This window comes from Chimaeribacter coloradensis (assembly GCF_002858715.1).
Classification (GTDB): domain Bacteria; phylum Pseudomonadota; class Gammaproteobacteria; order Enterobacterales; family Enterobacteriaceae; genus Chimaeribacter; species Chimaeribacter coloradensis.
The window spans coordinates 1-13,515 of the sequence record NZ_PJZH01000013.1 but is presented as its reverse complement, the minus strand read 5'-3'; the positions used below and the strand labels follow the sequence as shown (position 1 = coordinate 13,515).

The window sequence follows — 13,515 nt, the reverse complement described above, 5'->3', positions numbered from 1 at the left end:
TCAGGCGTCGTGACATGGATATCAATGAATGGGTGGCCCTTAGTGTAAAGCATAATGCCTCGGATCTGCACCTCTGTACCGGACATCCGCCCATCTGGCGGCAGGATGGCTGCTTGCGGCGTGATGAGGGGGCACTGCCGCTCACCGCCGGCCAGCTGGCACAGTGGTGTAAAGGCTGGCTGGACGGTGCGCAGCAGCAGGCGCTGGCGGCGCTCGGCCAGCTCGACGCCGCCCTGACCCTGCCGGGCGGGCAGCGGCTGCGGGCGCACCTGTTCCGGCAGTGCGGCGGGCTTTCCGCCGCGTTGCGGCCCCTGCCGGAGCGCTGCCCGACGCCCGCCGCGCTTGGCGTGCCGCCGGGGCTGCTGACGTGGACCGCGGCAGAGGATGGGCTGATTCTGGTGACCGGGGCCACCGGCAGCGGCAAATCCACCACGCTGGCGGCGCTGGTCGGCCACCTTAACTGCCACCACGCCCGGCACATCATCACGCTGGAAGACCCGATCGAGTTCCTGCACCAGAGCAATCGCTGCCTGATCCAGCAGCGGGAGGTCGGCCTGCACTGCGCAACCTTTGCCGACGGGCTGCGCGGGGCGCTGCGGGAAGACCCGGACGTGATCCTGCTCGGCGAACTGCGGGACGCGGAGTCCATCCGGCTGGCGCTGACGGCGGCGGAAACCGGCCACCTGGTACTGGCAACGCTGCATACCCGCGGAGCCGCGCAGGCGGTAGACCGGCTGGTGGACGTTTTCCCGGCAGAGGAGAAAGCCTTCGCCCGCGCCCAGCTGGCGGGCAGCCTGCGGGCGGTGGCGGCACAAACCCTGTGCGCCACGGCGGGCGGCGGCCGCACGGCGCTGTTTGAGACGCTGGCCGCCACGCCCGCCGTGAGCAACCTGATCCGCGAGGGCAAAACCCACCAGTTGCCGGGCCTGTTACAGACCGGCGCGCAGGCAGGGATGCAGACTTTCGCCCAGCACCGGAAACAGTGTGAGGCGCAAGGGGTGGTATTCGCTGAGCCATGAACGGGCGGGGGCAGATAAGGGCGGAACACAGGCGCGGGAAACGGGGCAATGGAACAAGCCGGCGTAAACCAGGCGGCAGGAAAGCGCAGGAAACGGCAGTCAGCGCGGCGGCAGGCACACGGCGCGCTGATGCCGGAGGTTAACCGTAGTGGTTTTCGAACCAGCTTTCGAGGATCACCACCGCGGAGGCGGAATCGACGCTGCCTTTGTCCAGCGCGCGGAAACCGCCGCTGCTGAAGAGGTGGGCGCGCGCTTCCACGGTGCTGAGCCGCTCATCATGCAGCTCGACCTGCACGCCGAAGCGGCCATGCAGGCGGTTGGCGAACTTGCGTGCGCGGGCGGTCAGTGGCTGCTCGGTGCCGTCCATGTTCAGCGGCAAGCCGACAATCACCAGATCGGGCTGCCACTCTTTCAGCAGCTTCTCGATTTTGAGCCAGTCGGGGGTGCCGTCCTGCGCTTTGAAGGCGGGCAGGGCGCGGGCGGTGCCGGTGATCTCCTGGCCGATCGCGGCGCCGATGCTTTTGGTGCCGAAGTCAAAGGCGATCAAAGTACGCTGGCTCATCAGGCGTGGCCCGCCTGCGTCGCGATGCTGGCGATATCGATGCCGAGGCGGCGGCCCGCTTCACGCCAGCGGTCAGCGATCGGCACATGGAACAGGATGTCGGCGCTGGCCTCGGAGGTCAGCCAGGCGTTCTCCAGCAGCTCTTTCTCCAGCTGACCCTGCTCCCAGCTGGCGTAACCCAGCGCCACCAGCACCTCTTCCGGCTGGTCAGGCGTACCCAGGGTTTCCAGCACATCTTTGGAGGTGGTGATCATGGTCTGGTCAGAAATCAGGATGCTGGAACCGAAGCCCTCGCGTGGGGTATGCAGGATAAACCCGCGATCTTCCGCCAGCGGGCCGCCGGAAAACACCGGGTTATCCAGGCGGATGGCCGGGTCACGCGCCACCGGGGCGATGTCGAGTTTCTCGAGCACGGCCTCTACGGTGAACTGCTCAACCGGCTTGTTGATGACCAGCCCCATCGCGCCTTCTTCATTGTGCTCGCAGATATACACCACGGCACGTTTGAATTGCGGGTCGTCCAAAGAGGGCATGGCAATAAGAAAGTGATGCTGTAAATTCATTATAGTTTGGAGCTTTCGCGGGGTTAAAGGGTACACGATCTGTAGTATGCGGTGTATGGCGGAGCAAGTCACTGGCCGCATTCTGAAAAGGCGGCCAGTTTACGGGCTTTCCGGCGGGCGTTAGCGGGCCGCCAGGCGCTTCTCAATCGCATCCATCAACATACCGGTGATGGAGATCGGGAAAGCGGCTTCGATTTCGCGGGCGCAGGTCGGGCTGGTGACGTTAATTTCCGTCAGGCGGTCGCCGATGATGTCCAGGCCGACGAAGATCAGGCCTTTCTGTTTCAGGATCGGCGCGACGGTGCGGGCGATCTGCCAGTCGGATTCGCTCAGCGGGCGCGCCTCGCCACGGCCGCCGGCCGCCAGGTTGCCGCGGGTTTCGCCCTGGGCCGGGATACGCGCCAGGCAGTAAGGCACCGGCTCACCGTCCACCACCAGCACGCGTTTGTCACCCTCTTTGATGGCCGGCAGGTAGTTTTGCGCCATGCAGTAGCGGCTGCCGTGCTCGGTCAGGGTTTCGACGATCACGGAAAGGTTCGGGTCATCCTGCTTCACGCGGAAGATGGACGCGCCGCCCATGCCGTCCAGCGGCTTGAGGATCACGTCGCCATGCTCCTGGTGGAAGCGGCGCAGGTGCGCCTTGTCGCGGCTGACCAGCGTGTCCGGGGTCAGCTCCGGGAACCAGGCGGTGAACAGCTTCTCGTTACAGTCGCGCAGGCTCTGCGGCTTGTTGACGATCAGCGTGCCTTTGTCTTCCGCGCGCTCCAGGATGTAGGTAGCGTAGATGAACTCGGTATCGAACGGCGGGTCTTTGCGCATCAGCACGGTGTCCAGCTGGTGCAGCGGGATGTCCTGCTCTTCACCGAACGTATACCACTGCTCGTAGTTCTGCTCCACGCTCAGCAGGCGGGTGCGCGCCCGCGCTTCGCCGCCGCGCAGGTAGAGGTCGTTCATCTCCATGTAATGGATTTCCCAACCGCGGCGCTGCGCTTCCAGCAGCATGGCAAAGCTGGTGTCTTTTTTGATGTTGATGGAGGAAATCGGGTCCATCACGATGCCGAGCTTGATCATTCTTTCTCCTTTAACCCAGGTCGCCAAAGCGCACCTGGAGTGCAGTTATCGCAGTGAGCGCGGTAGTTTCGGTACGTAAAACGCGTGGCCCCAGCAGGATGTCGGTAAAGCCCATGGTGGCGGTCATGGCGATTTCGTCTGACGATAATCCCCCTTCCGGGCCAATCAGCAAGCGAACTTTTTTCACCGGCAACGGCAGGGTATTAATGCTCTGGCTGGCGCGCGGGTGCAGGTTCAGCTTCAGGCTGTCATCCTGCTCGCGGCACCACGCCTCAAGGGGCATCGCCTCGCGGATCAGCGGAATGCGGTTACGGCCGCACTGTTCGCAGGCGGCCACGGCGATCTTCTGCCACTGCTGGATCTTCTTCGCCAGCCGCTCGCCGTCCAGTTTAACCCCACAGCGCTCGGAAAACAGGGGGGTAATTGTGCTGACGCCCAGTTCAATCGACTTCTGGATGGTGAACTCCATCTTCTCCCCGCGTGAGATCACCTGCCCGAGGTGCAGGTCAAGCGGTGACTCCACATCCTCCACCACGCCTGCGCCCAGGCGCACCTGGACACTTTTCTTCTCCACCTGGGTAATTTCCGCAGGGAAGACCTGGTTGCTGCCGTCAAACAGCTGCAACGGCTGGCCGGGGGTCATGCGCAGCACACGGCCGACATGGTTGGCAGCCTCGTCGCTCAGCGTGAGGGTGCTGCCGGAACACAGCGGTTCCGGGTGATAAATGCGGGGAATACGCATAACGGGGTTTAACGTCCTGTGTGGCTAAGGGAGGCCGCAGCGCGGCGCAACAGGCGCGCAGCGGCCTGGCCCTGCGCGCGGAATGCCTAGTGTAGGTTAGCCTTTTCGTTGCTGGCAAGCCTGCTGCACATAGGGGTTGTGGTTGCCCTGTACGGCGGCGATGCGGTTGTCACGCGTGCACTCCCAGTCAGTGACCGGGTAGAGGCGGTTCCAGGCGTCAAACAGCTGGGTCTGCTGGCTGGAGAGGCGCAGCTGGTAGCGGTCACGCATATAGAAGTAGGTGCGGGCGATGGCCCCGCGGGCGCGGGCCGGCGGCTCGGCGCTTTTGTCTTTGAAATCGACTTTCATCTCACAGCGGCCATACTGGCCTTCACCACCCCGCCACTGGTTATACATAAAGTTGCCGCGGTCGCCGTTTACTTCGCCCACGGCCGGTTCCAGGTTGTGCAGGTCAGTTTCGATCTGGCGGTAGACCGGGTCTTTCACGCAATTTTTCCGCCCGCCTTCCTGCCAGCACTGGCGCTGGTGGCCGAACTGCCAGGCCGGTACCACATGCTCCCATTCGATGCGGTTGGCGCGCTGGGCGCTTTTGCGCACCTGGTAGCCGCAGGAGGCGAGATCCGGGATGCCCTTTTTGCCCTGCCAGGTAATTTTGCAGCCGCAGTAAAAATCACCGGGCGCATCCTGGTGAATTTTGGCCGCCGCCGTTTTGGCCTGGCTGAAGTTATTAATCTCTTTGCTGACGGCGGTCAGCGGCAACAGGGCGCCGGTAAGGAGCAGGGTAACGATAATTTTGCGGGACATATTCCAAAACTGCCTGAAGGGAAAAGTGCGAGAGTAACGGATGTGCAACACGGTGGCAAATCAGCGGCAACGTTTTTGCCGTGCCGTCACACGGCGTCAGGCGGGGCGTCGCCCACCGGGTGCAGCGTGTGGCCGCAGCGGCGGCAGCGGTACTCCGCCTGATTGCGAAGCACGCGGTTATGGCGGCGCAGCGTCAGCTCGTGCTGCTGGCAGCCGCACTGATAGGGGAAGGTCTTGCTCTGCACAGACGTGACTTCAAACTGGTGGGTGCGCCGCGCCGGCACGCCCAGCACGCCTTCCATCATCCACTGCCACTGCTTGCCGTGCGGCGGCACGCGGCCAAAGCGGCGGTGCACCAGCAGGTGCGCCAGTTCATGGGGGATCACCTCATCGATAAAGCGCTGCCCATTCTCCAGCAGCAACACCGGATTGAGGCGGATCTCCCAGCGGTCAAGCCAGGCGGTGCCCGCCGAGGTGCCGCGCTGCTGGTAAAGCAGCACCGGCTCCGGGTAGTCAGTGCCCAGTTGCTGATTGGCCCGCAGCAACATCTCACGCAGGCAGCGCATCACCGCCTGTTGCAGGGCGATCGGGATTCGTACAGGTTTCATACCCGGCAGGATAGTGAACCCGGTGGGTTCCGGCAATAAAAAAGGGCACCCCGTGGGGTGCCCTGTCAGTCAGTGCGGCGGAAATCAGTCCTGTGCACCGATGTCGCGCAGCGCTTTGCCTTTCATCAGGTTGCGCTCGATGTGCTCCAGCGAGACGTTTTTGGTCTCCGGGATCAGCGCGATGGTGATGAAGATGAACACCACGTTCAGCGCGCCGTACACCCAGAAGGTGTTGGCGTTGCCGAGGCTGTCCAGCATCGTCAGGAAGGTCGCGCCGACGATCATGTTGGCAATCCAGTTGGTGGCGGTAGAGACAGTGATACCGAAATCACGCCCTTTCAGCGGCTGGATCTCCGAGCAGAGTACCCAGATCAGCGGGCCGGCGCTCATGGCGAAGCCAACGATGAAGATCAGCAGCATCGCGATAGCGAAGTATTTCGCTGCCATAGTTTCCACGCCGAGGTGCAGCATGGTGCCCAGGATGCCCATGCCGATCGCCATTACCAGGAAGCCGAGCTTCAGGGTCGGTTTGCGGCCCCAGCGGTCTACCAGGCCGATGGCGATGAAGGTCGCCAGAACGTTGACCAGCCCGACAATCACCGTGCCCCACATCTGCTGGGTGGTGCTGGCGAAGCCCGCCAGGCCGAAGATTTTCGGCGCGTAGTACATGATGACGTTCATCCCGGTGAACTGCTGCATCACCTGCAACAGAATGCCGAGGTAGACGGTGCGGCGGAAGTTGGAGTTGTTCTTGAACAGCGCCCAGCCGGACTGCTTGATCTTCAGGCTTTCGCGGATCTCATCCAGCTCACGTTTCGCCTGCTCGCTGGTGTCACGCAGCTTCTCCAGCACCCGGCGCGCTTTCTCATTGCTGCCGCGGGCCGCCAGCCAGCGCGGGCTGTCCGGCAGGAAGAAGACGCCCACCAAAAGCAGCACGGCAGGGATGGTGATCACGCCCAGCATCCAGCGCCAGGCGCCGGTGTAGCTGAAGCCGGTATCGGAGAGGTAGGCCGCCAGGATACCGATGGTGATCATCAGCTGGTACATGGAGATCATGCTGCCGCGGATCTTCTCAGGGGCGATTTCCGACAGGTAGATCGGCGCGGTGTAGGACGCGATCCCTACCGCCAGGCCCAGCAGCACACGGGCGATGATCAGCACGTCCACGTTCGGGGCCAGGGCAGAAGCCAGAGAGCCAATCACAAACAGCACTGCGCCGATCATCAAGCTGTATTTACGGCCAATGCGGAAGTTAAGCCAGCCACTGCCGACGGCGCCCACAGCGGCACCGAACATCATGGAGCTGACCACCCACTCTTGTTGATGGTTGGTTATCTGAAACTCATCGCTGATAAACGGCAGCGCCCCGGCGATAACGCCGATGTCCAGGCCAAACAGCAGCCCAGCCAGCGCGGCAAGAAAACAAACAAAGAAAGTGATTCTGGCACTTGAGCCATTCCTTTCTTTGCTTAACGTAATGTTACTCATTGGGCCTCCAAGATGGCATGTATTAATTAGGTCGCTATGTTATTTGCCCAGTCTCGCTGATAAAGTGCGCCAGATCACACTTATGTAATCGGTTACACCTATTATAACCAGGTATATTGCTGATTAATCGAGCCTTCGGCCCCAAAATAGAGGGACGAAAAGCGCGCCGCAGATTATTCGTTGAAGCGCGATGAAAGAGCAATCAGATTTTGACGAATCCTTACAAAAGAAAAATATAATTCTCTGTTTTTTAAGTGACTTTTGCGTGTAATCGGTTTCAGTTATCAGAGAAATACGCAAAGGACAGGGTAAACCGTAAATATTCCCTTTTTTATTAATGGGTAATAAGGCAGGTAAAAAAGGCGGGAAACATAAGCCCGGCCTTTCTTATGCGGCAGCCAGACTAAGGATAGCGGACAATAAATAATAAAAAACCCCGGCAGTTACCCTGCCGGGGTCGCTGTTCACGCGAAAACTTATTTCAGGCCGGCAGCTTCGCGCAGTTGCGCGGCTTTGTCGGTTTTTTCCCACGGGAAGTGCTCGCGGCCGAAGTGGCCGTAAGCGGCAGTCTCTTTGTAGATCGGGTGCAGCAGGTCCAGCATCTGGATCAGGCCGTACGGGCGCAGGTCGAAGAACTCACGCACCAGCAGGGTCAGCTGCTCGGCAGGCACTTTCTCAGTACCGAAGGTCTCCACCATGATGGAGGTCGGCTCTGCCACGCCGATGGCGTAGGAGACCTGGATCTCACAACGGTCAGCCAGGCCGGCGGCCACGATGTTTTTCGCCACGTAACGCGCTGCATAGGCCGCAGAACGGTCCACTTTGGACGGGTCTTTACCGGAGAACGCACCGCCGCCGTGGCGGGCCATGCCGCCGTAGGTATCCACGATGATTTTACGGCCGGTCAGGCCGCAGTCGCCCATCGGGCCGCCGATCACGAAACGGCCGGTCGGGTTGATGAAGAATTTGGTGGCGGAGGTCAGCCACTCAGCAGGCAGAACCGGCTTGATGATCTCTTCCATCACCGCTTCCTGCAATTCTTTCTGGCCAATCTCTTCAGCGTGCTGGGTGGAGAGCACGACCGCGTCGATGCCGACAATCTTGCCCGCGTCATACTGGAAGGTGACCTGGCTTTTCGCGTCCGGGCGCAGCCACGGCAGGATGCCGCTCTTGCGCACTTCTGCCTGACGCTGCACCAGACGGTGGGCGTAGGTGACCGGTGCCGGCATCAGCACGTCGGTTTCATTGGTGGCGTAGCCGAACATCAGGCCCTGGTCGCCGGCACCCTGTTCCAGCGGGTCAGAACGGTCAACGCCCTGGTTGATGTCCGGGGACTGTTTACCAATGGCGCTCAATACGGCGCAGGAGTTGGCGTCAAAGCCCATGTCAGAGTGAACGTAACCAATTTCACGCACGGTGTTACGGGTGATCTCTTCGATATCGACCCAGGCGCTGGTGGTGATCTCGCCGCCCACCATGACCATGCCGGTTTTGACATAGGTTTCACACGCAACGCGTGCTTTCGGATCCTGCTCGAGGATAGCGTCAAGAACGGCGTCAGAGATCTGATCGGCGATCTTGTCCGGATGTCCTTCTGAAACAGATTCGGACGTAAAGAGGTGTTTAGCCATTATCTTCTTCACCTTGAGAAACGGGTTAAGTAATTACTGTGGGGCACTGGGCATGCCGGATATGCGGTGAGCGCGGCTCCCCGGGTCTGAAATGCATCCTGCACTGCCCGCAGACAAGCCGATCAACAGTTCATTGGTTAACCACGATAGACGGATTAACATCTGGACGGCTATTTTAGGTCAGCTTTTGGCCGGATTGCCAGTGCTTTTTTTGCAGCGTTGTTACAACGGAGTGCGCGCCGCTGCACAGGGCGTCGCCTGAAATGTGAAGGCGCACATTTTCATTTTGCATTTTCAGGCTGATACCGGTATAACCAGCGCGCATCGGGCACCCGCCCGGCGCTGTGTATTATTTCTTAGAGGCTTGGCTGCCGACCCGGCAGCGTGCGTGGAGGTGGTGAGATTAATGACCCGCTGTTTACCGGTTGTTACATTTATGCAGCTGCGGCATCGCGTGATGTCACTCGCCACGGCAACCTGCCTCTCCTCTTTGTCTTCAACATCTGAACGGTGTTATCCCCCTCTGGGTGCAACCCAGGATTCCCGGGCCGGTAAGCCCGGATCACTCCCCTGAACCTTTTGTCTGCGCGGTATTGCCTGCAGGCCGGAGACGTCGTTTCTGACGCTTCAACTTCCGTATAACCGGCATAACGCCGGAATAATTCGCCTCGAGAGTCGAGGTTTGAAGCAGGTGTTTTACACTTAAAGGGGTGTTAACGCCCTTACACCGCCCTCCCGGCAGCGTTTTATCCTGCTGGGTGGGGTGCGGTGTGGGTTGTTCTCATCGATTATTACTGTGATAGTGGCTGGCCATGTTGTCAGTACAGAATAAGAGGCAAATGATGTCTGATGATATGTTGCACCACCGTCCGTCCTTGTCGGGCGAACCCATTTCTTTGCGCTCCATGCAGGAGGTTGCCGTGAATGACCGGAATGCCAGCAAAATGCTGCGCACCTATAATGTCGCCTACTGGGGCAACAACTACTATGACGTCAACGAGCGGGGCCACATCAGCGTGTGCCCGGACCCGGACGTGCCCGAGGCGCGCGTTGACCTGGCAGAGCTGGTGCGCGAACTGCGCGAACAGGATGGCCAGCGCCTGCCGGCGCTGTTCTGCTTCCCGCAGATTTTGCAACACCGCCTGCGCTCCATTAATGCGGCGTTCAAACGCGCGCGTGAGTCATTCGGCTACCAGGGCGGCTACTTCCTGGTCTACCCGATCAAGGTCAACCAGCACCGCCGCGTGATTGAGTCGTTAATCAACTCCGGCGAGCCGCTGGGGCTGGAAGCCGGTTCCAAAGCAGAGCTGATGGCGGTGCTGGCGCACGCCGGCATGACCCGTTCGGTGATCGTCTGTAACGGCTACAAAGACCGTGAATATATCCGCCTGGCGTTGATCGGCGAGAAGATGGGCCACAAGGTCTACCTGGTGATCGAGAAGATGTCCGAGATCAACATGGTGCTGGAAGAGGCGGAACGCCTGAACGTGGTGCCGCGCCTCGGCGTGCGTGCGCGCCTGGCGTCACAAGGCTCCGGCAAATGGCAATCCAGCGGCGGCGAGAAATCCAAATTCGGGCTGGCGGCAGTTCAGGTGCTGAAGCTGGTGGAGACCCTGCGCGAAGCGGGCCGCCTCGACAGCCTGCAACTGCTGCACTTCCACCTCGGCTCACAGCTGGCCAACATCCGCGACATCGCCACCGGCGTGCGCGAGTCGGCGCGTTTCTACGTTGAGCTGCATAAGCTGGGCGTGAACATCCAGTGCTTCGACGTCGGCGGCGGGCTGGGCGTGGACTATGAGGGCACGCGCTCGCAGTCTGACTGCTCCGTGAACTACGGCCTGAATGAGTACGCCAACAACGTGATCTGGGGCATCGGCGAAGCCTGTAACGAACACAACCTGCCGCACCCGACGGTGATCACCGAATCGGGCCGTGCCGTGACTGCGCACCACACCGTGCTGGTCTCCAACGTGATCGGCGTCGAGCGCAACGAATTCAGCGATGACCCGCTGCCGCCGCCGGAGGATGCGCCGCGCGCCCTCGAAAGCCTGTGGGGCACCTGGCAGGAGATGCACGACCCGGCCAACCGCCGCTCGCTGCGCGAATGGCTGCACGACAGCCAGATGGACCTGCATGACGTCCATACCCAGTACGCGCACGGCATGCTCGACCTGACCAACCGCGCCTGGGCCGAACAGCTCTACCTCAACATCTGCAACCTGATCCAGCAGCAGCTTGACCCGAGCAACCGCGCGCACCGCCCGATTATCGACGAGTTGCAGGAGCGCATGGCGGACAAGTTCTACGTCAACTTCTCGCTGTTCCAGTCGATGCCGGATGCATGGGGCATTGACCAGCTCTTCCCGGTGCTGCCGCTGGCCGGGCTGAACCAGCCGCCGGAGCGCCGCGCGGTGCTGCTCGACATCACCTGTGACTCCGACGGCACCATCGACCACTACGTCGACGGTGACGGCGTGGCCTCCACCATGCCGATGCCGCCTTACGACCCGGAAGACCCGCCGGTGCTGGGCTTCTTTATGGTCGGCGCGTACCAGGAGATCCTGGGCAACATGCACAACCTGTTCGGCGACACCGCCGCGGTGGATGTGTTTGTGTTCCCGGACGGCAACGTGGAAGTGCAGCACTCCGATGACGGCGACACCGTGGCCGACATGCTGGAGTATGTGCAGCTTGACCCGAATGTGCTGCTGGCCCACTTCCGCGATCAGGTCAAAGAGACCGGTCTGGATGACGCCCTGCAGAACGAATTCCTGGCAGAGTTTGAAGCCGGTCTTTACGGCTACACCTACCTGGAAGACGAGTAACCTGATAACAGTCCCCTCTCTGCCGCGCGCCTGCGGGCGGGGAGGGGATTTTTTTACACCCGGACTCCGGCCGCGCCGGAGCCGATAATAAAGAGGATGAACGATGAGCACTCTGGGACATCAACCCGATAACTCTCTGGTTTCCAATGCATTTGGTTTTCTGCGCCTGCCGGTAAATTTCCAGCCGTATGACAGCGACGCAGAGTGGGTGATCACCGGCGTACCGTTCGACATGGCGACCTCCGGCCGCTCCGGCTCCCGCCTCGGCCCGGCGGCCATCCGCCAGGTGTCGGTAAACCTGGCCTGGGAAGGCAAACGCTGGCCGTGGAGCTTTGACCTGCGCGAGCGCCTGAATGTGGTGGACTGCGGCGACCTGGTCTTCAACTTCGGTGACGCCCAGGACTTCACCGACAAACTGCAGGCCCATGCGGAAAAACTGTTGGCCTCCGGCAAGCGGATGCTGACCTTCGGCGGTGACCACTTCATCACCCTGCCGCTGCTGCGCGCACACGCCAAACAGTTCGGCAAAATGGCGCTGCTGCATTTCGACGCCCACACCGACACTTACTCCAACGGCAGCAAATTCGACCACGGCACCATGTTCTTCCATGCGCCGAACGAAGGGTTGATCGACCCGGGCCACTCTGTACAGATCGGCATCCGTACCGAGTTTGACAAAGATCTGGGCTTCACCGTGCTCGACGCGGCGCAGGTCAACGACCGCACCGTGGATGACATCCTGGCGCAGGTGAAACAGATCGTCGGCGACCTGCCGGTCTACCTGAGCTTCGACATCGACTGCCTCGACCCGGCCCACGCACCGGGCACCGGCACGCCGGTGATCGGCGGGCTGACCTCCGACCGCGCCCTGAAGCTGGTCCGCGGCCTGAAAGACCTCGACATCAACATCGTCGGCATGGACATCGTGGAAGTTGCCCCGGCGTATGACCAGTCTGAGATCACGGCGCTGGCCGCCGCGACGCTGGCGCTGGAGATGCTCCACGTGCAGGCGGACAAAAAAGGCGCGTAACCGCCCGGTTTCGCCCAACAAAAAAGCAGCCGGTCGGCTGCTTTTTTTATGCCTGCGGATCGCGCTTATTTACCGGCAGCGATGCGCTCACGGATATGTTTGGCGCGCGCCTCGGAGGAGGGGTGATCGCTGAGCCAGTCGAGGCCGCCGCCCTGTTCAAGCTTGGCCAGCTTCTCAAAGCTGGTGGCGAGGCCGGTCGGGTCGATGCCGCGTTTTTTCAGCAGGTCAAAGGAGTAATCATCCGCTTCAGACTCCTGCTTCTGCGAGAACTGCGCGTTCACCAGTTTCTCGCCGAGGTCCGCCAGCTGGGACTGGGAGAGTGCGCCGGTGAGGCCGCCCAGTGCCGAGGCGGCGGTACGCGCTGCGGTGGTGCCGTAAGCGACCTGCATCGCCTTGCGGGTGTGGCCCAGCGCCACGTGGCCCATTTCATGGCCGAGCACGCCCTCGACTTCATTGTCATTCATCAGATCCATCAGGCCGCTGTAGACGCGGATACAGCCGTTGGCCATCGCCCAGGCATTTACATCTTTAGTCACATAAACCTTATAGTTAGCCGGCTGGCCGTTGATGTTGTCACCCAGTGCCGCGGCGATTTTTGCCAGGCGCTGGCTGTATTCGCTGTCGGCCGGGGCAATCTGCGACTTTTTATCCATCTCTTCGCAGGACTGCACGCTCAGGGTTTTGACCTGCTCATCGCTCAGGGTAGCCGCCTGGTAGGCTTGCGCGCCGGATTGCAGCAAAGACTGGGAGTTCATGTTCTGGCAGCCGCTGAGCAGGGCAGCCAGGCTGAACGCTAAAAGCGCGGGGCGCATTTTCATAAAGATATCTTCCTGTGACATAACAAAGGGAACCGGTCGAGCATACCGTAATCGTAAAGAAAGCGTTAAGGTAAGTAATGGGTGCGCCCCGGCATAGACCATTTTTCCGAAAAAGTGCACCAGAATCGCTGATAGCCTGTGATCATCTTCACAAATGGTTTTAACGATTGCCGTTTTAATGCCGACTCTGACAAAATGCCCCACTTGATCGCTTTTTTAATCCGACCTGGAGTTGAACATGTCCTCTCGTAAAGAGCTTGCCAATGCCATCCGTGCGCTGAGCATGGATGGGGTGCAGAAAGCCAAATCCGGCCACCCCGGCGCCCCGATGGGCATGGCTGATATTGCCGAAGT

At 60.9% G+C, this 13,515-nt stretch carries 14 protein-coding genes; 5 read left to right on the top strand and 9 right to left on the bottom strand.

Features of this window, described 5'->3' with window-relative positions; genetic code table 11:
* Positions 1-14: 14 nt before the first annotated feature.
* Positions 15-1,019: a type IV pilus twitching motility protein PilT gene (locus tag CYR32_RS13130; RefSeq protein ID WP_101825070.1), complete on the top strand. Its 1,005-nt coding sequence runs from the start codon at positions 15-17 to the stop codon at positions 1,017-1,019.
* Between the two features lie 139 nt (positions 1,020-1,158).
* Here CYR32_RS13130 and ruvX read toward each other — a convergent pair whose 3' ends face one another.
* The 8 genes from ruvX to metK form a co-directional block, all read right to left on the bottom strand.
* The gene (gene ruvX, locus CYR32_RS13125; RefSeq protein ID WP_101825068.1) at positions 1,159-1,581 is read right to left on the bottom strand and encodes a Holliday junction resolvase RuvX; all 423 of its coding nucleotides are present in this window, start codon (positions 1,579-1,581) and stop codon (positions 1,159-1,161) included.
* Complete coding sequence (locus CYR32_RS13120) at positions 1,581-2,144, bottom strand: YqgE/AlgH family protein (RefSeq protein WP_101825065.1); 564 nt, start codon at positions 2,142-2,144, stop codon at positions 1,581-1,583. Before CYR32_RS13120 ends, ruvX begins: the two co-directional genes overlap by 1 nt.
* A 120-nt stretch (positions 2,145-2,264) precedes the next feature.
* Complete coding sequence (gene gshB / locus CYR32_RS13115; protein ID WP_101825062.1) at positions 2,265-3,215, bottom strand: glutathione synthase; 951 nt, start codon at positions 3,213-3,215, stop codon at positions 2,265-2,267.
* A gap of 10 nt (positions 3,216-3,225) precedes the next feature.
* The gene (rsmE, locus tag CYR32_RS13110; RefSeq protein ID WP_101825059.1) at positions 3,226-3,957 is read right to left on the bottom strand and encodes a 16S rRNA (uracil(1498)-N(3))-methyltransferase; all 732 of its coding nucleotides are present in this window, start codon (positions 3,955-3,957) and stop codon (positions 3,226-3,228) included.
* Between the two features lie 96 nt (positions 3,958-4,053).
* Positions 4,054-4,761, bottom strand: coding sequence for a deoxyribonuclease I (gene endA / locus CYR32_RS13105; protein WP_101825056.1), 708 nt, complete (start codon positions 4,759-4,761; stop codon positions 4,054-4,056).
* A gap of 86 nt (positions 4,762-4,847) precedes the next feature.
* Positions 4,848-5,369: a SprT family zinc-dependent metalloprotease gene (locus CYR32_RS13100; RefSeq protein ID WP_101825054.1), complete on the bottom strand. Its 522-nt coding sequence runs from the start codon at positions 5,367-5,369 to the stop codon at positions 4,848-4,850.
* An 84-nt stretch (positions 5,370-5,453) separates the two neighbouring features.
* Entirely contained in the window at positions 5,454-6,857 is a 1,404-nt protein-coding gene (locus CYR32_RS13095; RefSeq protein WP_101825051.1) for a sugar porter family MFS transporter, read from the bottom strand.
* 476 nt (positions 6,858-7,333) lie between these two features.
* The gene (gene metK, locus CYR32_RS13090; RefSeq protein WP_101825049.1) at positions 7,334-8,488 is read right to left on the bottom strand and encodes a methionine adenosyltransferase; all 1,155 of its coding nucleotides are present in this window, start codon (positions 8,486-8,488) and stop codon (positions 7,334-7,336) included.
* A 406-nt stretch (positions 8,489-8,894) separates the two neighbouring features.
* Here metK and CYR32_RS22135 point away from each other — a divergent pair, with 406 nt between their 5' ends.
* The 3 genes from CYR32_RS22135 to speB all read left to right on the top strand — a co-directional run bounded on the left by CYR32_RS22135 (position 8,895) and on the right by speB (position 12,343).
* Positions 8,895-9,062: a hypothetical protein gene (locus CYR32_RS22135; RefSeq protein ID WP_476739106.1), complete on the top strand. Its 168-nt coding sequence runs from the start codon at positions 8,895-8,897 to the stop codon at positions 9,060-9,062.
* 268 nt (positions 9,063-9,330) lie between these two features.
* Positions 9,331-11,313 (top strand): biosynthetic arginine decarboxylase, encoded by a 1,983-nt coding sequence (gene speA, locus CYR32_RS13085; RefSeq protein ID WP_101825291.1) that lies wholly within the window; start codon positions 9,331-9,333, stop codon positions 11,311-11,313.
* Positions 11,314-11,416: 103 nt separating this feature from the next.
* Complete coding sequence (gene speB / locus CYR32_RS13080; protein ID WP_101825047.1) at positions 11,417-12,343, top strand: agmatinase; 927 nt, start codon at positions 11,417-11,419, stop codon at positions 12,341-12,343.
* A 65-nt stretch (positions 12,344-12,408) separates the two neighbouring features.
* Here the strand turns inward: speB and loiP are convergent, their stop codons facing one another.
* Positions 12,409-13,161 carry a metalloprotease LoiP gene (loiP, locus tag CYR32_RS13075; protein WP_101825044.1) on the bottom strand — a complete coding sequence of 251 codons (753 nt, stop codon included), beginning with the start codon at positions 13,159-13,161 and terminating at the stop codon, positions 12,409-12,411.
* A 238-nt stretch (positions 13,162-13,399) separates the two neighbouring features.
* Between loiP and CYR32_RS13070 the strand changes: the two genes are divergently transcribed.
* The coding region (locus CYR32_RS13070) for a hypothetical protein (protein ID WP_172644810.1) at positions 13,400-13,515 on the top strand (116 nt) is incomplete at its 3' end.

Excerpts from the sequence above, each read along its gene's own strand:
- loiP (WP_101825044.1), bottom strand. The coding sequence starts at position 13,161 with ATGAAAATGCGCCCCGCGCTTTTAGCGTTCAGCCTGGCTGCCCTGCTC.
- speA (WP_101825291.1), top strand. The coding sequence starts at position 9,331 with ATGTCTGATGATATGTTGCACCACCGTCCGTCCTTGTCGGGCGAACCC.
- ruvX (WP_101825068.1), bottom strand. The coding sequence starts at position 1,581 with ATGAGCCAGCGTACTTTGATCGCCTTTGACTTCGGCACCAAAAGCATC.
- CYR32_RS13130 (WP_101825070.1), top strand. The coding sequence starts at position 15 with ATGGATATCAATGAATGGGTGGCCCTTAGTGTAAAGCATAATGCCTCG.
- rsmE (WP_101825059.1), bottom strand. The coding sequence starts at position 3,957 with ATGCGTATTCCCCGCATTTATCACCCGGAACCGCTGTGTTCCGGCAGC.
- metK (WP_101825049.1), bottom strand. The coding sequence starts at position 8,488 with ATGGCTAAACACCTCTTTACGTCCGAATCTGTTTCAGAAGGACATCCG.
- CYR32_RS13095 (WP_101825051.1), bottom strand. The coding sequence starts at position 6,857 with ATGAGTAACATTACGTTAAGCAAAGAAAGGAATGGCTCAAGTGCCAGA.
- CYR32_RS13120 (WP_101825065.1), bottom strand. The coding sequence starts at position 2,144 with ATGAATTTACAGCATCACTTTCTTATTGCCATGCCCTCTTTGGACGAC.
- CYR32_RS13100 (WP_101825054.1), bottom strand. The coding sequence starts at position 5,369 with ATGAAACCTGTACGAATCCCGATCGCCCTGCAACAGGCGGTGATGCGC.
- gshB (WP_101825062.1), bottom strand. The coding sequence starts at position 3,215 with ATGATCAAGCTCGGCATCGTGATGGACCCGATTTCCTCCATCAACATC.
- CYR32_RS22135 (WP_476739106.1), top strand. The coding sequence starts at position 8,895 with ATGACCCGCTGTTTACCGGTTGTTACATTTATGCAGCTGCGGCATCGC.
- endA (WP_101825056.1), bottom strand. The coding sequence starts at position 4,761 with ATGTCCCGCAAAATTATCGTTACCCTGCTCCTTACCGGCGCCCTGTTG.
- speB (WP_101825047.1), top strand. The coding sequence starts at position 11,417 with ATGAGCACTCTGGGACATCAACCCGATAACTCTCTGGTTTCCAATGCA.